22 protein-coding genes and 2 pseudogenes are annotated in these 20,071 nt (G+C 71.5%); 13 read left to right on the forward strand and 11 right to left on the reverse strand.

Annotation, left to right across the window (positions count from 1 at the left end):
• Position 1: 1 nt before the first annotated feature.
• Positions 2 to 1,546 (reverse strand): hypothetical protein, encoded by a 1,545-nt coding sequence (locus AB0A94_RS01430; RefSeq protein WP_361737020.1) that lies wholly within the window; start codon positions 1,544 to 1,546, stop codon positions 2 to 4.
• Between the two features lie 329 nt (positions 1,547 to 1,875).
• Between AB0A94_RS01430 and AB0A94_RS01435 the strand changes: the two genes are divergently transcribed.
• From AB0A94_RS01435 to AB0A94_RS01445, 3 genes are all read left to right on the forward strand, one after another.
• Positions 1,876 to 2,928, forward strand: a complete 1,053-nt coding sequence (locus AB0A94_RS01435; RefSeq protein ID WP_361737023.1) for a LacI family DNA-binding transcriptional regulator — start codon at positions 1,876 to 1,878, stop codon at positions 2,926 to 2,928.
• A gap of 99 nt (positions 2,929 to 3,027) precedes the next feature.
• Positions 3,028 to 4,152, forward strand: a complete 1,125-nt coding sequence (locus tag AB0A94_RS01440) for an LCP family protein (protein WP_361737026.1) — start codon at positions 3,028 to 3,030, stop codon at positions 4,150 to 4,152.
• A 127-nt stretch (positions 4,153 to 4,279) separates the two neighbouring features.
• A complete protein-coding gene (locus AB0A94_RS01445) occupies positions 4,280 to 4,915 on the forward strand; it encodes a Uma2 family endonuclease (protein WP_361737029.1) in 636 nt (211 codons plus the stop codon).
• Between the two features lie 19 nt (positions 4,916 to 4,934).
• Here AB0A94_RS01445 and AB0A94_RS01450 read toward each other — a convergent pair whose 3' ends face one another.
• Positions 4,935 to 6,107, reverse strand: coding sequence for a methyltransferase domain-containing protein (locus AB0A94_RS01450; protein WP_361737032.1), 1,173 nt, complete (start codon positions 6,105 to 6,107; stop codon positions 4,935 to 4,937).
• A gap of 135 nt (positions 6,108 to 6,242) precedes the next feature.
• On the opposite strand from AB0A94_RS01450, the gene AB0A94_RS01455 reads away from it, so the two are divergent.
• From AB0A94_RS01455 to groL, 4 genes are all read left to right on the forward strand, one after another.
• Positions 6,243 to 7,121, forward strand: a complete 879-nt coding sequence (locus AB0A94_RS01455) for a polysaccharide deacetylase family protein (protein ID WP_361737035.1) — start codon at positions 6,243 to 6,245, stop codon at positions 7,119 to 7,121.
• Positions 7,118 to 7,924: a polysaccharide deacetylase family protein gene (locus AB0A94_RS01460; RefSeq protein ID WP_361737038.1), complete on the forward strand. Its 807-nt coding sequence runs from the start codon at positions 7,118 to 7,120 to the stop codon at positions 7,922 to 7,924. The genes AB0A94_RS01455 and AB0A94_RS01460 overlap by 4 nt, the downstream gene beginning before the upstream one ends.
• A 301-nt stretch (positions 7,925 to 8,225) precedes the next feature.
• Positions 8,226 to 8,534: a co-chaperone GroES gene (gene groES / locus AB0A94_RS01465; protein ID WP_006130737.1), complete on the forward strand. Its 309-nt coding sequence runs from the start codon at positions 8,226 to 8,228 to the stop codon at positions 8,532 to 8,534.
• A gap of 148 nt (positions 8,535 to 8,682) precedes the next feature.
• On the forward strand, positions 8,683 to 10,311 hold the full coding sequence (gene groL / locus AB0A94_RS01470) for a chaperonin GroEL (protein ID WP_361737042.1): 1,629 nt from the start codon (positions 8,683 to 8,685) through the stop codon (positions 10,309 to 10,311).
• An 81-nt stretch (positions 10,312 to 10,392) separates the two neighbouring features.
• Here the strand turns inward: groL and AB0A94_RS01475 are convergent.
• Together AB0A94_RS01475 and AB0A94_RS01480 are read right to left on the reverse strand one after the other, a co-directional pair.
• A pseudogene (locus AB0A94_RS01475) lies at positions 10,393 to 11,079 on the reverse strand (pectate lyase); the annotation flags it as partial.
• A gap of 162 nt (positions 11,080 to 11,241) precedes the next feature.
• Positions 11,242 to 11,745, reverse strand: a pseudogene (locus tag AB0A94_RS01480) (RICIN domain-containing protein); the annotation flags it as partial.
• Positions 11,746 to 11,907: 162 nt separating this feature from the next.
• On the opposite strand from AB0A94_RS01480, the gene AB0A94_RS01485 reads away from it, so the two are divergent.
• Positions 11,908 to 12,966: a hypothetical protein gene (locus AB0A94_RS01485; RefSeq protein ID WP_361737045.1), complete on the forward strand. Its 1,059-nt coding sequence runs from the start codon at positions 11,908 to 11,910 to the stop codon at positions 12,964 to 12,966.
• Positions 12,967 to 12,977: 11 nt separating this feature from the next.
• On the opposite strand, the gene AB0A94_RS01490 is transcribed toward AB0A94_RS01485, so the two are convergent.
• A complete protein-coding gene (locus AB0A94_RS01490) occupies positions 12,978 to 13,394 on the reverse strand; it encodes a DUF1761 domain-containing protein (protein ID WP_361737048.1) in 417 nt (138 codons plus the stop codon).
• Between the two features lie 192 nt (positions 13,395 to 13,586).
• Here AB0A94_RS01490 and AB0A94_RS01495 point away from each other — a divergent pair, with 192 nt between their 5' ends.
• Positions 13,587 to 13,865, forward strand: a complete 279-nt coding sequence (locus AB0A94_RS01495; protein WP_006130733.1) for a type II toxin-antitoxin system Phd/YefM family antitoxin — start codon at positions 13,587 to 13,589, stop codon at positions 13,863 to 13,865.
• Positions 13,862 to 14,119, forward strand: coding sequence for a Txe/YoeB family addiction module toxin (locus AB0A94_RS01500; protein WP_361737052.1), 258 nt, complete (start codon positions 13,862 to 13,864; stop codon positions 14,117 to 14,119). The genes AB0A94_RS01495 and AB0A94_RS01500 overlap by 4 nt, the downstream gene beginning before the upstream one ends.
• Here the strand turns inward: AB0A94_RS01500 and AB0A94_RS01505 are convergent.
• Positions 14,113 to 14,355 carry an ATP-binding protein gene (locus tag AB0A94_RS01505; protein WP_361737055.1) on the reverse strand — a complete coding sequence of 81 codons (243 nt, stop codon included), beginning with the start codon at positions 14,353 to 14,355 and terminating at the stop codon, positions 14,113 to 14,115. The genes AB0A94_RS01500 and AB0A94_RS01505 overlap by 7 nt on opposite strands.
• Before the next feature lie 84 nt (positions 14,356 to 14,439).
• Between AB0A94_RS01505 and AB0A94_RS01510 the strand changes: the two genes are divergently transcribed.
• Complete coding sequence (locus AB0A94_RS01510) at positions 14,440 to 14,733, forward strand: hypothetical protein (RefSeq protein WP_361737058.1); 294 nt, start codon at positions 14,440 to 14,442, stop codon at positions 14,731 to 14,733.
• 293 nt (positions 14,734 to 15,026) lie between these two features.
• Here AB0A94_RS01510 and AB0A94_RS01515 read toward each other — a convergent pair whose 3' ends face one another.
• The 5 genes from AB0A94_RS01515 to AB0A94_RS01535 form a co-directional block, all read right to left on the reverse strand.
• Positions 15,027 to 15,428 carry a hypothetical protein gene (locus AB0A94_RS01515; RefSeq protein WP_361737061.1) on the reverse strand — a complete coding sequence of 134 codons (402 nt, stop codon included), beginning with the start codon at positions 15,426 to 15,428 and terminating at the stop codon, positions 15,027 to 15,029.
• Positions 15,429 to 15,503: 75 nt separating this feature from the next.
• Positions 15,504 to 15,944, reverse strand: a complete 441-nt coding sequence (locus AB0A94_RS01520) for a hypothetical protein (RefSeq protein ID WP_361737064.1) — start codon at positions 15,942 to 15,944, stop codon at positions 15,504 to 15,506.
• A 92-nt stretch (positions 15,945 to 16,036) separates the two neighbouring features.
• Positions 16,037 to 16,486, reverse strand: a complete 450-nt coding sequence (locus AB0A94_RS01525) for a hypothetical protein (RefSeq protein WP_361737067.1) — start codon at positions 16,484 to 16,486, stop codon at positions 16,037 to 16,039.
• A gap of 229 nt (positions 16,487 to 16,715) precedes the next feature.
• Positions 16,716 to 16,925 (reverse strand): hypothetical protein, encoded by a 210-nt coding sequence (locus tag AB0A94_RS01530; RefSeq protein WP_361737070.1) that lies wholly within the window; start codon positions 16,923 to 16,925, stop codon positions 16,716 to 16,718.
• A 16-nt stretch (positions 16,926 to 16,941) separates the two neighbouring features.
• The gene (locus tag AB0A94_RS01535; protein ID WP_361737073.1) at positions 16,942 to 17,424 is read right to left on the reverse strand and encodes a DUF3293 domain-containing protein; all 483 of its coding nucleotides are present in this window, start codon (positions 17,422 to 17,424) and stop codon (positions 16,942 to 16,944) included.
• A 398-nt stretch (positions 17,425 to 17,822) separates the two neighbouring features.
• Between AB0A94_RS01535 and AB0A94_RS01540 the strand changes: the two genes are divergently transcribed.
• A complete protein-coding gene (locus tag AB0A94_RS01540; protein ID WP_361737076.1) occupies positions 17,823 to 18,890 on the forward strand; it encodes a hypothetical protein in 1,068 nt (355 codons plus the stop codon).
• A 64-nt stretch (positions 18,891 to 18,954) separates the two neighbouring features.
• Positions 18,955 to 20,028, forward strand: a complete 1,074-nt coding sequence (locus AB0A94_RS01545; protein WP_361737079.1) for a hypothetical protein — start codon at positions 18,955 to 18,957, stop codon at positions 20,026 to 20,028.
• Positions 20,029 to 20,071 lie beyond the last annotated feature (43 nt).

Consider the following 20,071-nt stretch of genomic DNA (forward strand, 5'->3'; position numbering starts at 1 on the left):
CTCACTTCGCCGCGCTGCCCGACGGTGCCGACGGGACCGCACTGCCGCTGCCGGTGGTGCCCTTGCCGGCTCCGGGGTGGGGGCCGGGACCCCGGTGGAGGCCCGCCACGAGGTTGATCCCGTGATCGCCGAAGACGTTCTGGCCGTTGATCGGTCCGTGGAAGTTGTACGTCTGGTTGTTGATGGTCTTGTGGGCCTGGCGCAGGTCGGACGTGTCGATGTGGTGCGCCGCGAGGAACTGTTCGGTGGCGCGCAGGACGGCCTGCTGGATCCGCTGGATGGCGTCCCTGGCGTCCATGCGCTGGGTGTAGTCCCGCTGCCGGTCGGTGTCGGAGACGACGGCGCGCAGGGTTCCGCCGGCGCCGTAGTCGAAGTAGCTGCGGGGGCGGGAGATCCGGCTGCGCCGCCACAGCAGCCGTACCGTGTCGGCGAGCCGTCGCGCCGGGCGGCGCAGCATCCGGCGGGCGGATCCGAAGAGCTGGTCGCGCACCTGCTCCCGGGTGACCCGCAGGACCGTCAGGGCGTGCTTGCCGAAGCCGAGGGGGCGGGTGTACGAGGCGCTCAAGTGCGCGTACACGGGCGGCAGGTAGGAGGCGGAGATCTCCCACGACAGGCGTGACCGGGCCAGCCGGGCACGGACGTGCACGGTGACGACGTACGAGCCGCGGGCGCCGACCAGTTCGAGGGCCAGGTAGGTGCGCATCACGTCGTCGGTCTCGGTGACGCCCGCTTCGACGAGTCCCGGGGCGATGCGGGTGGCCGGCCGTTTCAGCGGGTCCGGGAGCAGTTCCTCACCGAGGTCCCGCGCGTGATGCCCCTGGATGTACAGCCGGTTGCCGATGCGCAGTCCGTCGATCCCCGCGAGGTCGCCCACGTGCTCCGCCACATACGCGTGCAACTCCTGGGCGGTGAACGTTTCGACCGTGTGCTTCCCGCCCTTGGCGTCCTCGGCGGGGCGGCTCACGTCGATGCCGGCCCAGACGGTCTCCAGCACGCCGATGCCGCTGCCGAGGAAGGGCTGGTCGCCGTCCGGTCCCTTGGCCGTGTACACGATGACGTTGGCGTCGTCGAGGGCGTCCAGTTCCCGTTCCAGCTCGGCGCCCACCGCCGGGGCACGGTCGCGTGGCGGGGCCTCGCCCCACTGGACGGCCTGCGCGATCCGCCACATGATCCAGGTCCAGACGAACACGAGGACCGTCCCCGTGACGAACGCGCCGAGGACGAGGCACAGACACCTGATCAGCCGGGCGGCGTCCTGCGCCACGAGTGCCGCGAGTCCCGCGATCACCCCCGCCGTGAACGCGGCGAAGCAGATCAGGAGGAGCGCGTCGCGCAGCAGGAACAGCCGCCCCGCACGACGCGCGTGCCGGACCACGGCGACGAGGTCGATCCCCTGGGGCTGACCGTGCGCCCGGAACCTCTCCGCCACCAGCATCCTGGTCATGGCCACGGCGAAGTCCATGCGGCGGTAGATGTGTCCGACCAGTTCCCGTGTGACGGCGTCCGCGGAGTACCGCGGTAAGTCGCTCTTCCTCCACTGCTCCATCAGTCCCCCTCCTGGTGAGCAGTTTCACGATAGAGGGGGTACGCCCCGCTTGTCCCCGGGCGCACATCGCGAGAACGGGAGGGCGGAGGAGGCGACGCGGACCGGCGGCACTCCCGCCGCCGGGCGGACGCCGGACGGACGCCGGACGGACGCCGGGCGGGACGGGGTCATGCCGGGGCGCGGTGGTCATGGAGTTCCCGCCGGGCGGACGGACGGCCCTCCTGCGTACGGTTCTCGGCGAATGTTTCGGATAGGTAATCGAATGTTCAGGTGGTCCGTGGCTCCCGAAAGGGTTCGTCAGAAGGGTTCGCAGGGTTACGATCGCCGCCATGACTTCCCCGCAGCCCGCTGAAACCCGGACGCAAGGGCGCAGCGCCCGGACGGCGACCCTCGCCGAGATCGCCCGCGAGGCCGGCGTCTCCGCCCCGACTGTTTCGAAGGTCCTCAACGGTCGTGCCGACGTCGCCCCCGCCACCCGCAGCCGGGTCGAGGGGCTGCTGCGCGCCCACGGCTACCGGCGCCGGCGCGCCGAGACCACCCGCTCGCCCCTGATCGACCTGGTCTTCCACGAACTGGAGAGCGCCTGGGCGATGGAGGTCATCCGGGGCGTGGAGAACGTGGCCCGGGACGCGGGCCTGAGCGTCGTCCTCTCCGAGAGCGCGGGCCGGCTCACGCCCGGACGCACCTGGGCCGACCAGGTCGCCGCGCGCCGCCCGCACGGCGTCATCCTCGTGCTGTCCGGCCTCGACGAGTCCGGGCGGGCCTTGCTGACCAGCCGTTCCATCCCGTTTGTGGTGATGGACCCGGCCGGCGACCCGGGCACCGACGTGCCCTCCATCGGCGCGACCAACTGGCAGGGCGGGCTCGCCGCGACCCGGCACCTGGTCGAACTGGGCCACACCCGGATCGGCGCGATCAGCGGACCCACGCGGATGATGTGCAGCCGCGCCCGCATCGACGGCTACCGGGCCGCCCTGGAGACCGCCGGGCTGCCGGTCGACCCCGGGCTGATCATGACCGGGGACTTCCACCACGAGGCCGGCTACCGGCAGGGCCTCGCCCTGCTGCGCCGCGAGGACCGGCCCACCGCGGTCTTCGCCGGCAACGACCTCCAGGCCCTCGGGCTGTACGAGGCCGCGCGCGAGCTGGGGCTGCGGATCCCGGAGGACCTGAGCGTGGTCGGGTTCGACGACCTGCCGGTGGCCCGCTGGGTGGGGCCCCCGCTGACGACCGTGCGGCAGCCGCTGACGGAGATGGCGGAGGCGGCGGCCAAGCTGGTCCTCGATCTGGGCGGGGGCGAGGACCCGGCGGCGGCGACCCGGGTGGAGCTGGCGACGAGCCTGGTGGTGCGGAGCAGTACGGCGGCGCCGACGGGGGCGTGAGCCGCTCCGAAAGTTTCGAACCGCCGGACGCCGTGCCGGAAGTCTGAGAATTTCACAAGAAAGCCGACCAGGAATCACCGCTCGACATAATTCGGACTTATGTTCTCGCTCGTGAGGGGACATGAGAAGAGCGGCGGGACCGATGACGGCGGGACAGGTGACGACGGGGCCGAGGCCGGGGGCTCGGGCATACGGACGGGCCGGCGGGCGAAGGCGCTGAGGATCACGGGGCTGGCGCTGGCGGGCCTGCTGGTCCTGGGCGCCGGAGCCGCCGGCTGGGTGTACTGGCAGCTCAACGACAACATCACCGGCGTCGACATCGACAACGCCCTGGGCGACGACCGCCCCGCCAGGGCCGCGGTCGCCCCGTCCTCGTCCCCGTCCCCGGGCGCGTCCGCCACGGCCCAGCCCCTGCCGACCGGGTCCCTGAACATCCTGGTGCTCGGCTCCGACTCGCGCAGCGGCGAGGAGAACCGGGCGCTCGGCGGCGGCGACAGCGGCGGCGCCCGCTCCGACACCGCCATGGTCGTCCACCTCGACGCCGGCCGGAGTGCCGCGACGGTGGTCAGCATCCCGCGCGACACCCTCGTCGACCGGCCCTCCTGCCCCCTGGAGGACGGGGAGGCGACCAGCCCGGCCTCCGGCGTGATGTTCAACAGCGCGTACGAGGTGGGCGGGCCGGTGTGCGCGGTGAAGACCGTCGAGTCGCTCACGGACGTCCGCATGGACCACTACGTCGAGATCGACTTCTCCGGCTTCGCCCGCCTGGTCGACGCGCTCGGCGGGGTCACCGTCACCACCGAGGAGGACATCGACGACGACCGCAGCCACCTCACCCTGGACGCCGGCACCCACCACCTCGACGGCACGGACGCCCTCGCCCTGGCCCGCACCCGGTACGACATCGGCGACGGCAGCGACCTCGGCCGCATAGGGCTCCAGCACCGGCTGGTGAAGGCCCTGTTGGAGCAGATCGCGGACGAGGACCTGCTGACCAGCCCCACCCGGCTGTACCAGGTCGCCGACACCGTCACCGGCAGCCTCACCACCGACACCGGCCTGGACTCGCTCGGCGAACTGACGCGCCTCGCCCAGAGCCTGCGCGGCCTCCCGTCCGACGGTGTCACGACCCTCACCATGCCGGTCGTCCCGGCCCCCTGGGACCGCAACCGCGTGGTGGCGGACGAGCCGGAGGCGGGGGAGCTGTGGGCGTCGCTGAGGTGAGGTGATCACTCGTTCGGCTGATCGACGCCGGTCCCGGCACGCCGCGCACCCCGAACTCGTAGCGCCACCGTGTCGCTTGTGCCGCAGCGGCGCCCGCGCCCACACTTGAAGGAGGAGGTGCTTCTCGATGACCGCTCTCGCGGAAGAGGTGGCCCCGGTGATGGTGGACAAGCCCGTTTCCGAGCAGGCTTCCGATCTGGACGAGGTCCTGTGGCAGGCGTGGAAGGCCATGGATCTCCCCGAGGGCTACCGGGCCGAGATCATCGAAGGGGCCATCGAGGTGTCGCCTACCGGTCGCCGTCGTCACACCGTGCTCATCGGCCGTCTCCGTAGAGCGCTGGACGCGCATCTGGCAGGCAGCGGTTACGCGGCACACCACGACGGCAACGTCATCCACCGTCAGAAAGCCTGGATCCCCGACCTCTTCGTGGCCCCGCTCGACCTCGACGAGATCCCGGACGAGGACGGTCTCGGTGTCGCCGCCGCCGGGGTCAAGATGGTCGTCGAGGGCACCTCGCCGGGCCACCGGAACCTCCAGCGCGACCGGGTCCGCAAGCGCCGCGAGTACGCGCGGGCCGGGATCCCGGTGTACGTGGTCGTCGACGACTTCGACGACGACGGGTCGGTGCTCGTCCTGACCTCGCCCGACCGGAAGAAGGGCAAGTACGCGGACGAGCACCGGGTCCCCTACGGCACCGACGCGGTGATCCCCGAGGGGCCGGCCAAGGGTTTCGCGATCGGCAAGGCGATCGTCGCGTCCTGAGGCGACCCGGTCCGGTGCCTCAGCGCACCGGGTGCCCCAGCAGCATCGTCGGGGCGCCGGCGACACGGGTCAGGAACACCGTGACGGACGCGGGGCCGTGCGGCTTGGGCAGCACCTTGCGGCGCAGCTCCTCCGGCTCGACGGCCGAGCCGCGCTTCTTCACCGTCAGCGTGCCGACCTGACGCTCGCGCAGCAGCGCCTTCAGCTTCTTGACGTTGAAGGGGAGGTGGTCGGTGAGCTCGTAGGCGGTGGCGTACGGCGTCGGGCGGTGCTCGTCCGCGGTGACGTAGGCGATGGTCGCGTCGATGAGCCCGCCGTCGAGTTCCGCGGCGACCTCGGCGACGAGATGCGACCGGACGACGGCGCCGTCGGGTTCGTACAGATACCGGCCGGGCGGGCGGACCGCGGGGTCGGGCAGACGGCGGGAGAGGAGGGTGCGGGGGCCGGGGAGAAGGGTCGCCCGGACCGCCGCCGGCGCCGTGCCGAACCACAGCACCGCCTCCTTCACGTCCCCGCCGTCCGAGATCCACTCGGCCTCCGCGTCGGCGGGGACGGCCTCGTGCGGGATGCCCGGCGCGACCTTCAGCGCGGCGGCGCGCGACGCCGTACGGGCCGCCTCGACCGCCCAGGACAGCGGGGGCGAGTACGCCTCGGGGTCGAAGATGCGGCCCCGCCCGCCGCGCCGGGCCGGATCGACGAACACGGCGTCGTAGCCGGCCGTGTCCACCTCCGTCACGTCCGCCTGCCGTACGTCGATCAGCCCGGCGAGCCCCAGCGCCTCGGCGTTCGCCCGCGCGGCCGCCGCGGTGAGCGGGTCCCGGTCCACCGCCAGCACCCGGATCCCGGCGCGGGCCAGCGCGATCGCGTCCCCGCCGATCCCGCAGCACAGGTCGGCCACGGAGGTCACGCCGAGCTCCTTGAACCGCCCCGCCCGGTACGCCGCCACGCTCGCCCGCGTCGACTGCTCCACCCCGTTCGGCGTGAAGAACATCCGCCGGGCGTCCTCCGCCCCGAACTTGGCCACCGCCCGCTGCCGCAGCCGCGCCTGGCCGAGCGCGGCCGACACCAGGTCGGCGGGGTGCTCGCGGCGCAGCCGGGTGGCGACGGCGAGTTCGTGCGCGGGGTCGGTGTCGCGGACCTCGTCGAGGAGGGCGCGGCCTTCGGGGGTGAGGAGGGGAGCGAGGTCGTTCACGGCCTCATTGTGGGCCAGTCGGTGGACCGTATGCCTCCGGCCGCGGTGTCGGGCCGGCTCCGGACCGGACGGCTGCGAGGATCCGGCACCATGCGAGAAGTAGGACAAAACGATAAAAAGTGGCCGCTCGGTGGGGTGCGGATCGGCCTCGCGGTACTCGCTCTCGCCTCCATCGCCTCGGGCTGCGGACCGGACGACGGCACTCCGGTCGAACCGGCGGGCGGCCAGCAGCCCTTGAAGGCGCCCCCGGCCCGCGCGCTCGACGCCTACGCCACCAAGCTGCGCGCGGCGCACGCCGCGAGGGTCGCCGCCGCGAAACGCTGGGGACTGAAGAAGGTGCCCCTGACCGCCCCGCCGCCCCCGGCGAGGAAACCCAGGATCACCACCCGCGACGGCTTCGAGGTCGACGGCCACCGGCGGCTGGGACTCCCCCCGGTCTTCACCACCGTCCCCACCGACGAGAGGATCCTCTTCCTCACCATCGACGACGGCGCCGAGAAGGACCCGGCGTTCCTGCGGATGATGAGCGAGCTGAAGGTCCCGTACAGCGCCTTCCTCAGCGACTACCTCGTCAAGGAGGACTACGGCTACTTCAAGGAGATGCAGGACCGGGGCGTCGGCCTGCACAACCACACCCTCCGCCACCCCTACCTGCCGGCCCTGTCCTACGCCCGTCAGGAGCGCGAGATCTGCGGCATGCAGCGCGTCATCGAGAAGCGCTACGGCGAGCGCCCCGTCCTCTTCCGTCCGCCCTACGGCAACTACGACAAGGCCACCCTGCGCGCCGCGAAGGCCTGCGGGATCACCCACGTCCCCCTCTGGAACGAGGAGGTCTTCGCCGACCGCTGGGAGTACCGCGAGTGGGACCGCGACCTGCATCCCGGCGACATCGTCCTCAGCCACTTCCGGGGCCGCGAGGACTGGGAGGGCACGATGCCGGACATGATCCGCCGCTTCCTGGACAAGGCCACGGCGGAGGGGTACGCGGTGGCCCGCCTGGAGGACTACCTGTGAGGGCCGGCCTCCTGGCGGGCGCCGTCGCCCTGCTGGCCGCGGTCGCCCTACTGGCCGCGGTCGCCGGATGCGGTCCGTCGGGCGGGGTGGGGGACGGGACGGGGAACGGGGCGGGCCGGTCGCCCGGAGCCGGGCCGGCACCGGGGTCCGGCGCCCTCCCGCCCGTCGTCGACCGCGCCCCGACCCGTGACAGGGTCGTCTTCCTCACCTACGACGACGGCGCCGAACGCGACCCCCGCTTCATCGACCTGGTGCGCGAGCACCGGCTCCCCGTCAGCCTGTTCCTCACGGACACGGTGGCCGGCCCCGGATACGCCCACTTCGCCCGCCTGCGCTCGGTCGGCGCGAGCCTGCAGAACCACACCCTCGACCACCCCGCCCTGCGCGGTCTGCCGTACGCCGGCCAGCGCGCCGAGATCTGCGGCCAGCAGCGCAAGCTCACGTCCCGCTTCGGCGTCCGCCCCCGCCTCTTCCGCCCGCCCTACGGCACGTACGACGCCACCACCCTGCGCGCCGCCGCCGACTGCGGCATCGCGGCGGTGGTGCTGTGGCGGGTCACCCTGGAACCCGACGGCCACCTCACCTACACCGACGGCCCCCACCACCTGGAACCCGGCGACATCATCTCCGTGCCGTCGGGCGAGGCCCCGACCCTGTCGCTGGCGGAGCGGACGGCGCGGGTGCTGGACGAACTGGAGGAACGGGGGCTGAGGGTGGGCAAGCTGGAGGACCACGTCGGGCAGACCGGTCCGCCGGCGGTTCCCGGCGAGCACCGCTCACCCCTCAGCCCGTCCGGCGTTTGAGGGCGAGGCCCGTTCAGGGCCGAAGCGGGGGCCTGGGGGCGGCGGCCCCCGGTGACGGTCACTGCGACACCGTCGGCTGCGCACCCCGGTGTGAACAACGCACCCACCCCGCGACGCGCCGCAGGCAATTGGCACTCCGCTTGACCGAGTGCTAACCGCAGTCATAGTCTCAGGTCTGGCACTCCCCCCTGGAGAGTGCCAAACACGCGACGGGCAGGTCCGGCACCCGCGACGACGGATCCACCTGGTCGCCACCTCAGACAGTTAACCCCGTGAGATCTCCGAAGGGGGAGGTCGGATCGTGACGACCGCCAGCTCCAAGGTTGCCATCAAGCCGCTCGAGGACCGCATCGTGGTCCAGCCGCTCGACGCCGAGCAGACCACGGCTTCGGGCCTGGTCATTCCGGACACCGCCAAGGAGAAGCCCCAGGAGGGCGTCGTCCTGGCCATCGGTCCGGGTCGCTTCGAGGACGGCAAGCGCGTCGAGCTCGACGTGAAGGTCGGCGACGTCGTTCTGTACAGCAAGTACGGCGGCACCGAGGTCAAGTACAACGGCGAGGAGTACCTCGTCCTCTCGGCCCGCGACGTCCTCGCGATCGTCGAGAAGTAAGGGAGATCCGGGGGTCACCCCGGACAACCCGACCTCGTAGCAAGCACTTTTGCTCGAACCACTGCGCCCCTGGCCCCAGCATCCGACAAGGACCGGGCGCCCGGGGCGCAGTGATTTCACCCAGAATTCCGAGAGGGCTCCCGCTGCCATGGCGAAGATCCTGAAGTTCGACGAGGACGCCCGTCGCGCCCTCGAGCGCGGCGTCAACAAGCTTGCCGACACGGTGAAGGTGACGATCGGCCCCAAGGGCCGCAACGTCGTCATCGACAAGAAGTTCGGCGCCCCCACCATCACCAACGACGGTGTCACGATCGCCCGCGAGGTGGAGATCGAGGACCCGTACGAGAACCTCGGCGCGCAGCTGGTGAAGGAGGTGGCGACCAAGACCAACGACATCGCGGGTGACGGCACCACCACCGCCACCGTGCTGGCCCAGGCGCTGGTCCGCGAGGGCCTGAAGAACGTCGCCGCCGGTGCCTCCCCGGCGCTGCTGAAGAAGGGCATCGACGCCGCCGTCGCCGCGGTCTCCGAGGACCTGCTCGCCTCGGCCCGCCCGATCGACGAGAAGTCCGACATCGCCGCCGTCGCCGCGCTGTCCGCCCAGGACCAGCAGGTCGGCGAGCTCATCGCCGAGGCGATGGACAAGGTCGGCAAGGACGGCGTCATCACCGTCGAGGAGTCCAACACCTTCGGTCTGGAGCTGGACTTCACCGAGGGCATGGCCTTCGACAAGGGCTACCTGTCGCCGTACTTCGTGACGGACCAGGAGCGCATGGAGGCCGTCCTCGACGAGCCCCAGATCCTCATCACCCAGGGCAAGATCTCCTCCATCGCGGAGCTGCTGCCGCTGCTGGAGAAGGTCATCCAGGCCAACGCCTCCAAGCCGCTGCTGATCATCGCCGAGGACGTCGAGGGCGAGGCCCTGTCGACCCTGGTCGTCAACAAGATCCGCGGCACCTTCAACGCGGTCGCCGTCAAGGCCCCCGGCTTCGGTGACCGCCGCAAGGCGATGCTGCAGGACATGGCCGTCCTCACCGGCGCCACGGTCGTCTCCGAGGAGGTCGGCCTCAAGCTCGACCAGGTCGGCCTGGACGTGCTCGGCTCCGCCCGCCGCGTCACCGTCACCAAGGACGACACCACGATCGTCGACGGTGCCGGGAACAAGGAGGACGTGCAGGGCCGCGTCGGCCAGATCAAGGCCGAGATCGAGACCACCGACTCCGACTGGGACCGCGAGAAGCTCCAGGAGCGCCTCGCGAAGCTGGCCGGCGGCGTGTGCGTCATCAAGGTCGGCGCCGCCACCGAGGTGGAGCTGAAGGAGAAGAAGCACCGTCTGGAGGACGCCATCTCCGCGACCCGCGCCGCGGTCGAGGAGGGCATCGTCTCCGGTGGTGGCTCCGCGCTGGTCCACGCCGTCAAGGTCCTCGAGGGCAACCTCGACAAGACCGGCGACGAGGCCACCGGTGTCTCCGTGGTCCGCAAGGCCGCCGTCGAGCCGCTGCGCTGGATCGCCGAGAACGCCGGCCTCGAGGGCTACGTCATCGTCTCCAAGGTCGCCGAGCTCGAGAAGGGCAACGGCTACAACGCCGCCACCGGCGAGTACGGCGACCTGGTCAAGGCCGGCGTCATCGACCCGGTCAAGGTGACCCGCTCCGCCCTGGAGAACGCCGCCTCCATCGCCTCCCTCCTGCTCACGACCGAGACCCTGGTCGTCGAGAAGAAGGAAGAGGAAGAGCCGGCCGCCGCCGGTGGTCACGGCCACGGCCACGCCCACTGAGCGACCCGCTCGCAGAACGCCCCGAGGGCCCGGCACCGCTGCTGTTCGGCGGTGCCGGGCCCTCGCCCTGTGCGGTGTGCCCTACTCGTACGTGACCTCGGAGGGCTCGTAGACGCAGGACTTGCCGTCGGGGCCGCTGCCGAGCGCGGTCGGCTCGTCGCCGCTGTCGTTGCCCTCGAAGCGCTCGCAGACGATGATCTTCTTCTTGCTGTCGCCGACGATCGTCACGTCGGAGAGGGTCGCGGTGTCACCGTAGTTGGCGTTGACCCCGGCGATGACCTTGCCGGGGCTCGTGACCAGGACGTTGTCGATCACGACGTGGCGCTCGTACTGGGTCCCGCAGTTGCCGCAGGAGCGGTAGAGCTTGCCGAAGTCGGACACCTGGAAGTTCTTGACGGTCAGGGTGCCGGCACCGTTGTGCTGGAAGACCTTGTCGTCGGCCTTGCGGGCACCGCCGCCGTCGACGACGTAGGCCGCCGAGGCGGACTTGCCCTTGAAGCTGGCGGCGTCCTCGCCGACGTCCTCCCACCACACGTTGATCAGGGTGCAGCTGCCCGAGCAGTGCACGCCGTCGGCGGCGGGCGAACCCAGGATCACGTTCTTCAGCGTCGCGCCGTCGGCGAGCTTGAACATCGGGTCCTGGCCCTCGTCCTGGCCGCTGCCGCCGAGGTCGCCCGAGCCGTGGAAGCGCTTCAGGGAACCGTCGTACACGCCCTTCACCTCGATGGTCGAGGAGACGGGCTGCTCGTCGGTGGCGGTGGGCCAGGAGGCGAACGCGGTGTCACCGGCCGGCTCGTCGTTCGCGGGGGTGGAGGGCGAGGCGGGCGCGGAGGGAGAGGCGGGGGCGCTCGCCGTCGGAGTGGACGCCGGGGGCGTCGAGCCGTTCACCTCCTGCAGGGTCCAGGTCTTGCCGGCGGCGTTGTCGCAGGAGTTCTGCTGCAGCAGCCCGCCCTTGGGGTTCAGGCACTTCTCGCTGTGCGCGTTGACCAGGCGGTAGGCGTCACCGACGGCGCTCACCTTCCAGACCTGGGAGGAGCCCTCGCCGCAGTCCTGCTGCTGCACGGGCTTCCCGGCGGAGGCCGAGTCGCCCTTGACGCCCGCGCACAACCCGGTGGCGGACGACGTCACGGTGAAACCGTCACCGGAGTCGGCCAGTTCCCAGCTCTGGTCCGCGCCCCCGTCGCAGTCCGCCAGGGCCAGCTGCACCCCGGCGCCCGTGCTTCCCGACGGAACCTCCAGACAGGTGTCGCTCGCCGCGTTCACCAGGCGGTAGGTACCCGCGCCCGGTTCCGCCGCGGACGCCGACATCAGCACGCCGCCGACCACGGCGCCGCCCACGAGCGATGTGGTGAGAGCACCGATCAGGACGGTACGGCGCCGGCCGTTCTTTCTCCGGTGCCCCGCGCGCGGGGCGGTGTTACCAGTACTGCGCATGTCACGGCTTTCGTTCGATGTGCGATGGCCCTCGTTGTCCACCGCCCCGTAGTCGCCGCCGCACGGCGGGAGGTTGCCGCGCGGTGGGGATGTTTTTCGGCGGGGGCCCGGTGTGTGAGGGTGGGGACCGCAGTGCGGGCGGGGAAACAGGAGGGGGATGTGATGAGCCAGGTGCTCTACGGGGAACGGTCCCGGAACCCGTTGGCGCGGACCGTGGAACTCACCGAGGACGGGCTGCGCAGGGGCGGCAGGACGACTCCGATGTCCGAGCTGAACCTCGGTGCCATGGCCGAGGCGTACCTGCGGGGGTGCTGGCTCGGCGGCGGCGGCGCGGAACGCCCCCTGGCCTCGCTGCCCCAGGGCCCCGGCACCGTGCCGGTCACCCGCGTGACCGGCACGACCACGCCCCTGAAGGTGCGTCGGGCCGCCGACTTCGCCCGCGCGCTGGGCGAGTTGGCGGTTCGCGGGTGCGGCGGTGCGGAGCAGGTGGGCGTGCTCTCCGTGCGGGCGCACGCGGAGGGCGTACCGCTGTGGATCGCGCGGCGCTACGCGCCCGGCCCCGCCGGACCGGTCGCCGTCGCCGTGGACCGGCGCTCGGTACGCGTGGACGTGTGGGGCCCGCCTGATCATTCCGTACGGCTCAGGGCGCCGTACGGCTTCCACGCCGGCTCCACCGCCCTGGACGGCGGCCTGCAGGTGATCGTTGACAACGTCATCGCACACCTCGAACTTCGCCGCATGTTCCGCAAGTCGAAGAGCAGCGTGGAGATACGCCTGCCCGACCGGCACTGGACGCTGCGGCGCGAGAACGCGGAGAGCTCGTGGCTGCTGCGCGACGGCCGCCGCGCAGCGCTGCTGACCCGTCCGCCACGCCGGCCCGACCCTGTACCCGGCACGGTACTGCTGCCGCTGGCCACCGTGCACCACGAGAGCCCCGACCCCCTGGACGCCGTGATGGCCCACGCGGTCGCCGTCTCCTTCGGCCTCGGGGACACGACGGGCCTGGCCAGGTTCCGCCCCCGCTCCCGTGCGGAGGCGGGAGCCGACACCTGGGACCTCCACTGGTTCAGCAACCTCGGCACCGGCCGCGACGACAACGAGCGCGGCGGCGGCGACGGCTGGGGCAGCGACGGCGGGGAGGGCGGCGACGGGGGCGGAAGCGGCGGCGACGGCGGCGGCGGTGACGGGGGAGGCGGCGGAGGCGGCGGAGGCGGCGACTAGTCGGCGGGGACTCAGCGCATCGCGACCAGGACGACGCTGGTGAGCACGCTCGTGAGCACGAAGAACGGCGCGTTGAGGACCCCGTAGTACAGCGGGCGCGGGAAGTTCGGGTTGACGGCGATCTGGAAGGTCATCGCGCTGAGGTAGCCGACGCCGACGAGGAGCCCGAAGACCACGGCGTCCCCCATGCCCGTGATGTCGAGCGCCTCGACGAGCACGGCGCTGGTCAGGACGGTGACGAGAAGGCACACCGGCGGCCCCGCCATGGTCACCGCCGTCTGCGCGGGCGCCGGCGCGCCCTCACGGCCGAGGGCCACGGCGTACGGCTTGGCGATCACGACCGCGAACCACACACCGGCCAGCAGGACCGAGGCGACGGCCGCGATCGCGACGGCCGGCCAATTGATGTCGGCGAGAACGGAGAACACGCGCGGACTCCTTGCGGAACGAGCGGCCCCTGTGGCCGCGGAGGGCAAGAGTCTCGGGGACGTACAGGACAGGATGTGTCCGCTTCCCCACGGGGGGTCCCTTCCTGTCGGTGGGCCATGCGACTCGTACCGGATCCCTGTACCATTGAATTGGTACGGCTTCCCTGTACCAGTTCTGTTGGAGGAGGGGTTGTGTCCATCACCGCCAGCGAGGCTCGGGCCAGGCTTTTCCCGCTGATCCAGCAGGTCAACGACGACCATGAGCCGGTGGAGATCACTTCCAGGGGCGGCAACGCCGTACTGATGTCGGCCGACGACTTCCGCTCCTGGCAGGAGACCGTCTACCTGCTGCGTTCGCCGGCCAACGCCGCCCACCTCATGGCGGCCGTCGCCGCGGACAAGGCCGCCGACACCCCGGTGATCACCAGGAGCATGGCGGAGCTGGAGGCCCTGGCGGAGGACGGCGAGTGAGGGACGTGCGGTTCCGTCCCACCGGCTGGGAGGACCTTTTGTACTGGCAGGCCGCCGACAAGACGCTGTTCCGCAAGTTGGTCCGCCTGATCGGCGAGATCCAGCGCGACCCCTTCACCGGCATCGGCAGGCCGGAGCCGCTGAAGGGTTACCTCTCGGGCTACCGGTCACGCCGGATCGACGACGAACACCGACTCGTCTACCGGGCCACCGAGAAGGAAGTCGTGATCATCAAGGCCCGGTACCACTACTGACGGACCGGCGCGGTGGCCACCACCGCCCAGGCGGTCTTGCCCGGGGCGCCGGGGCGCGGGACCGTTCCCCACGCCTCGGTCAGGGCGGCGACGAGGAGAAGTCCCCGCCCGCCGTCCTCCTGGCTTCCGGCGTCCCGTGCCTCCGGCAGCCGCTCGCCCCGCGCGTCGCTGACCTCGACGCGTACGTGCCCGCCGTCCTCCCAGTCCTCGTCGTACTCGCCGTACCACCGATGCACCCGGGGCAGCACCTCGCGCAGACCGGATCGACGGGGAGGCCGCGCTGCGGCGACAGCCCGCCGCAGCGCTCGTAGGATGCCTGGATGCCCAAGCCGATACGGACGAACCGCCGCACGTGGGTTGCCGCGTGGGTGGTGCTGTGCGCGGCCGGTCTCGCCGCCACCGCCGGACTGAACACCTCCTCGGCACCGGACCCGCGGCCCGAGAAGCCAGTCAGCGCCGAGTGCGCCGAGTACGTCGCGGACATCGAGAGGCAACTGGCCGAGGCCCAGCGGGAAAGCAGGGGAAACGGAGTGCTGGCCTTCTCCCGAGTCCGGACCGGCACCGGGGACGACTGCGACGACGAACTCCGCGACCGCCTCCGGGGCGATCGGTGAGCCGCGGTGCACGGCTTGCCGCGATGGCTGGACTGACCTGCGTAGGTGCCGTGGCGATCATTGCCGTGGGCGCCACGTCGAAATCGGAACCGGAGCCGCCGCCCGTACCGCCGCGGGTGTACTCCTCCTGCCTGGCGGCCGATACCGTGCCGGTGCCCGCGGGCGGCGATCCGTGCGGCGGCCGGTGAAGAACGACTGAGCGACCGTCCGCCGCGGAACGGCGGAACACCCGGGCCCGAGTGGGTCCCCGGGCCGATGGAGCCACCACACGAACCGGTGGGCGCGGAAGGCCGTCAGTCCTCGTCCGGTACGGCCTGGGCACCGTTCCGCCCGTGCATCCCCGTGAAGAACGGGTTGGCCGCGGCGGCGCCGGTCTCCAGGGCGTCGGCCTCGTCGGGCCGGTCCTCCGCCCGCAGGGCACGGACGACGTCGTGGACCACGGCCGCCTCGTTCCACGCGTAGTCCCCCGACCGGTAGACATCGAGGGCGGCGTCGAAGTCGGCGTGCGCCTCCGCGTAGTGGCCGAGGTCGCGGTGGGCAATCCCGCGCAGATGACGGGCCATGGCGTTGGCGTAGGCGTCACCGGCGCGCTCGGTCACCTCGACGGCGTGGCTCAGCGGTCCGAAGACCTCCGTGGGCCTGCCTTCTCTCAGGTGCAGCCAGCCGACGTCGCGCTGGGTGTGGGCGACCCACATCTCTCCGGCCCACGGTGTCCTGCGTCGTGACGGCCCGGGCCGGATCGCCGGACCGGGCCACCACGACAGTGGTCGTCAGGAACGCGGCTCGTCGGTCGTGGAGGATTCCTTGCCCGGCTCGGCGGGCTGGTCGGTGAAGACCGTCAGGTGCCAGGCGCCCTTCTCCCGTATGACGGTGAAGGTGTCCTGCAGGGGTTTGCCCGTCTTGTCCTCGGCCAGCAGACGGGCCGAGCCGACGTCCGGACCCATGTCGTGCTGGATCCGCACGTCCTTGACCTTCCACCCCCGCCCGCCCCGGTCGGCGAGGATCCGCTCGGCCTCCTGCCGGGACCACTCCTCGTCCTCGACGCCCCCGACCGAGATCAGCCCGGCGGCGCTGCGGGAGTTGAGGGCCCGCACATAGGACTCGACGGCCTCACGGGCCCCGTCGGCGGGTGGGGATTCGTCGTTCTGGGACGAGCAGCCGGATGCGACGACCAGCGCTGCCGCCACGGCCAAGAGGCGTCGACGTTGCACAGCACACTCCTGTTTTCCGGTGAGGGGACGAGCGGCCTGTCAGGTGCGGTGCGCGTACCACCAGGCGCGCGGGTAGTCGGAGAGGATCTTCTTCAGGCTTTGTTGCGGTTGAAGTCCGCCTGGAGGACGTCGGCCGAGGCCGGCTTCCACACGTTGTCGAGGGTCTTGGTCCGCTTCGAGTGCTCCTTCGCGGACCAGTACCAGTTCTCGGTCCCGGCCCATGTGTAGCCGGTGGTGAACTTCGTCGGCCCGCCCTCCGCGTCGGCCTCGTCGGACGACAGCAGCCAGGCGCCGTCGGGGCTCTGGGCGAACCGCACCGTGTGCGGGAGCGACAACTCCTCGTGCTCCGGCGCACCTTCCTCGATCTCCTGAAGTGCGAACGGGAGGTACAGGCGGGTGAGTTCGGTGGTGTCGGCGCTCGCCGACGGCGTCGCGGTGGGTGAAGGCGTCCGGGCGTGTGCCGGTGTGCCGATGAGCGTGAGTGTCGCCACCGCCGTGGTCGCGGCTGCGGCGATGACACGTCTGTGCCCCGTGGTGCGCATGAATCCCCCCGCGTGAGCTGACTGGTCGGCCTCAGCCTGTATGTCAGGAGATCGAATGCGAACACGTCGTTCCCGTACGACGGATTCCGGATTCAGGAATGGCCGATTCCTGTTCGAGGTGTTTTCGACATGAATCAGATGTGGTCCTGCCGGGGCAGGTCCTCACGGGTCCTGCAGCGCGGCGGGAAGAAGCGCCGCGGCTCGGGTCGCCCCCGACGGCATGGTGACGTCACCCCGTGCCGCCCACATAGGGACGGGCCAGGCGGCGCAGCGGGGACGTCCTGTCCCACACGTGCCAGCGCGCACCGCACACCGGGTCCGTCGCGTACGTCACCTCGGCCGGGAAGCCGTCGACGGCGACCCGCTCGGCCGGCGGCTCGACGAGACGCCTGCCGCAGCGAGGACAGTGGTCCGGGGTCCGCATGGGATACATGCCCATCGCTCTGCTCCTGTGCCTACGCCGACGCTCGTGCGGACGCCGCCCATCCGCTCACCGCCACGGCACCGCTTCCGCACGCCAGGACCCGCCAGGCATCGGGGGTCCAGGCGAACACCGCGTCCTGGCCGAAGCGGCGCCCCAGGTCACGCGCCGCCGCATCGCTCAGGCCGACGACGGCGACGCTCTCCTCCCGGTGCGTGCCGCGCACGTCACCTCCCACCGCGGGCCACGAGGTGAGACCACGGCGGCGGATTTCGTCGAGCAGTACGCGCTGGGCGCGGGCGTTGGCGTCGTCCGGCGCGGTACGGCCGTAGGGATTCCAGGCGGTGATCACATGGACGCCGGCACCGCTGCCGTCCGGTGCCGGGAAGAAACCCTCGGCCGTGCCCCGAGGTCGCGGTTCGACCCGCACGGCCCGGTCCCCGAACCGGATGTCGACGACCGCCGTCCGGTAGAGATCCCAGTTACGGGGCGTGCCGGATACGTCGATGGCGTGCACGAGGGCCTCCTGCGGAACGAGGACCCCCTTACACCTCGTGCAGGGAGATCGGTGCCAGCCCCCACGGGATCGTGGAGGCGTCGGCCGCAAGATTTCATGATCCGAGCCCTGAAGCAAGAGGGGCCTGAAGGCACCGCGGAAGATCGGCGCGGGTGTCGGCTTCCCGTCCGGTCGTGTGACGGCCGACCCGCGTGAGGTGCGCGGGAAGCACGGATCACCGGGGTGCGGCGGGCCCGGTCGTGACCCGTCAGGCTGTCCGGGGCTGTCCGGGACAGCCCCGGACAGCGTGAAGTGCTTGCCGCGGCGGCGCGGGTCCGAGCAGTGTTCCTGTCGCACGAGCGGCGGGAGCGGACTTCCCGCCCGTGCCTCACACGACTTTCGAAGGGGAGGGAACATCCATGCGCAAGCACCTGGGCATGGGGCTGCCGTGCCTGGCGGCGGCCGTGGTGATCGTGGTTCCGAGCGGGCCGGGGGCGCTGGCCGCTCCGGCCGCGGGGGGCGAGGACGTCACCGTCTACGTGGGCTCCGGCGGAACGTCGTTCGCCGGGCTCTCGGGGAAGTCGCTCCTGCGGGCGGCGGGGAAGGCCGGCCTCACCGCGCAGAGTCCGGTCGGGTCCCTGCGGGACGCCCAGGCCGTGCTCGCGGCCAGGAACACGAGGAACGCGACGATCCTGCTCCGCGGTGGCACCTACACCGATGCCGGAGTGGAGTGGGGGCCGGGCATCGCCGACGGTACGGTCACGGTCAAGGCCCAGCCGGGCACGGGCCCCGTCACGTTCGACGGGCGGGCGGCCAAGGCCGGGTACTGGACGAAAGTGGGCCCCAAGTCCCCCAAGCTGAACTTCCAGGGGCCGTACACCGTGAAGCGCTACGGCGACGGCGGGATCAAGGCCACGGGGACCAAGAAGGACGGTCCGGTCAAGGGGCTCGTGGTCAACCGGATCACCTTCAAGCAGATCGGCAACGCCTGGGTCAAGGGCGGCAAGGGCTACGCCGGCGTGCACCTGAACTACGTCTCGCAGGCCAGGATCACCAACAACTCGTTCGTCAACCTCGAGAACAAGAAGGTCCCGGGGAACACCCACGGCGTCTACCTCGCCTTCAACCAGACGCAGAAGACCCCCGGGAGCAACGGGAACCTGGTGGAGAGGAACACCTTCCAGGTCATCTCCGGCGACCCGGTCCGCGCCAGCGACGGCAGCAGCGGCAACAAGGTCCGGAAGAACGTCTTCAAGAAGGGCCGCGACCACAAGGGGAAGACCCGGGGGAACGGCAAACACGGGATGTTCACCTACTGGGCGTTCCCGAGGGCCGACACCTGCGGAAAGGGCGGGAACACGTTCTCGGGCAACACCTACACCGTGAGCTACTACAACGAGAAGGCGCCGGCCGTCTACTCGGGGTCCGACACCGGCCGTACCTGCAGGTCCGTCAAGGACGGGGGCGGCAACACCTACAAGCGCTAGGCGGGCGGCGCCGGCGGCGCGGAGGGCGGTCCGCGCTGTCAGTGGGGCCCGTTACCGTCGGCCCATGTCGATCACCGCACAACTGCGCGACTCGGTGAGGCTGCCGGGTGGAGGCGCACTGGTCAACGGCTTCGCGTTCGAGAGCCGTGGGGACGGTTCCGGCCGCGCCCTCCTCCGCAACGGGCACGAGCTGGAGGTCCACGACCTCCGGAAGTTGTTCGCGGGGGAGCGCGCGCCGACGGCCGTCTTCCCTCTTCCCTGGCCCCGGTGGGACCACGGCGTCCACTCGGTGAGCCCGGACGGCACGTTCGCAGTGTTCTCGGGGCAGCGCGCGGTACGGGCCATGGGCAAGGGCGGAGAGACGCTGTGGGAGTACCGGCACGGCTGCTGGGGTCCCGAGCTCGGCCACCCGCACACGGGGGACGAGCAGGAGGTGTGCCGGGGCCTGGAACACGGCTCCTGCCGGATCTCGGACGACGGCCGGCTCGTGTGGGCGCACGTGGTGGCGGAACCGGAGCCGGGCGGCTGGGAAGAGCGCTGGGTGGTCCTGGACGCGCGCAACGGAAGGGAGTTGGCGCGGCTGCCGCTGGAGAGCGCGGCGGCCGGTTCGCACCACCTCTCCCACCCGGACGGTGTCCACATGGGGCTGAGCATCGGCATGGGCCAGGACGGCGTCCTGCTGCACTGGGCGCGCCGGGACGGCGGGAAACTGACCGGCTGGGACGTGAACGAGGGCCTGGACCGCATCCTGGCGGACGTCCACGCGGGACACCCGGGCTTCCTGACGGTCGAGCACTACGGCGCTGACCTGCGACTGCACGCCCTGGACGGCACGGTGATAGCCGAGCAGGAGCCCGAGTCGGCCGACGACGAGGACGAGACCTACTGGGACCACGCCTGCGGCTTCGTCGACGCCGACACCGTCATCGCCTCGACGGTCGACTCCGACGAGGAGCCGGAGGACGCCCGCCACTGGCTGCTCGACGCTCACACCCTGCGGATACGCGGGGTGGTCGCGTACCCGACGGGCCCCGTCGACAGTTACGTACGCCCGCTCGGCGACGGGACCTGGCTCACGTACGACGACAAGAGCGAGACGCTCAACCGCTGGACGCGACCGGCGCCCGGGACGAGCTGACCGGCCTGCCCCCGAGGGCTCCACCCGGCCGGGACGCGGTCGG

The organism is Streptomyces sp. NPDC044984 (genome assembly GCF_040646935.1).
Lineage (GTDB): Bacteria > Actinomycetota > Actinomycetes > Streptomycetales > Streptomycetaceae > Streptomyces.

Coding starts and splice junctions, on each gene's coding strand:
- AB0A94_RS01430 (WP_361737020.1), bottom strand. CDS start 1,546: ATGGAGCAGTGGAGGAAGAGCGACTTACCGCGGTACTCCGCGGACGCC.
- AB0A94_RS01435 (WP_361737023.1), top strand. CDS start 1,876: ATGACTTCCCCGCAGCCCGCTGAAACCCGGACGCAAGGGCGCAGCGCC.
- AB0A94_RS01440 (WP_361737026.1), top strand. CDS start 3,028: ATGTTCTCGCTCGTGAGGGGACATGAGAAGAGCGGCGGGACCGATGAC.
- AB0A94_RS01445 (WP_361737029.1), top strand. CDS start 4,280: ATGACCGCTCTCGCGGAAGAGGTGGCCCCGGTGATGGTGGACAAGCCC.
- groL (WP_361737042.1), top strand. CDS start 8,683: ATGGCGAAGATCCTGAAGTTCGACGAGGACGCCCGTCGCGCCCTCGAG.
- AB0A94_RS01485 (WP_361737045.1), top strand. CDS start 11,908: ATGAGCCAGGTGCTCTACGGGGAACGGTCCCGGAACCCGTTGGCGCGG.
- AB0A94_RS01510 (WP_361737058.1), top strand. CDS start 14,440: ATGCCCAAGCCGATACGGACGAACCGCCGCACGTGGGTTGCCGCGTGG.
- AB0A94_RS01515 (WP_361737061.1), bottom strand. CDS start 15,428: ATGTGGGTCGCCCACACCCAGCGCGACGTCGGCTGGCTGCACCTGAGA.
- AB0A94_RS01525 (WP_361737067.1), bottom strand. CDS start 16,486: ATGCGCACCACGGGGCACAGACGTGTCATCGCCGCAGCCGCGACCACG.
- AB0A94_RS01530 (WP_361737070.1), bottom strand. CDS start 16,925: ATGGGCATGTATCCCATGCGGACCCCGGACCACTGTCCTCGCTGCGGC.
- AB0A94_RS01540 (WP_361737076.1), top strand. CDS start 17,823: ATGCGCAAGCACCTGGGCATGGGGCTGCCGTGCCTGGCGGCGGCCGTG.
- AB0A94_RS01545 (WP_361737079.1), top strand. CDS start 18,955: ATGTCGATCACCGCACAACTGCGCGACTCGGTGAGGCTGCCGGGTGGA.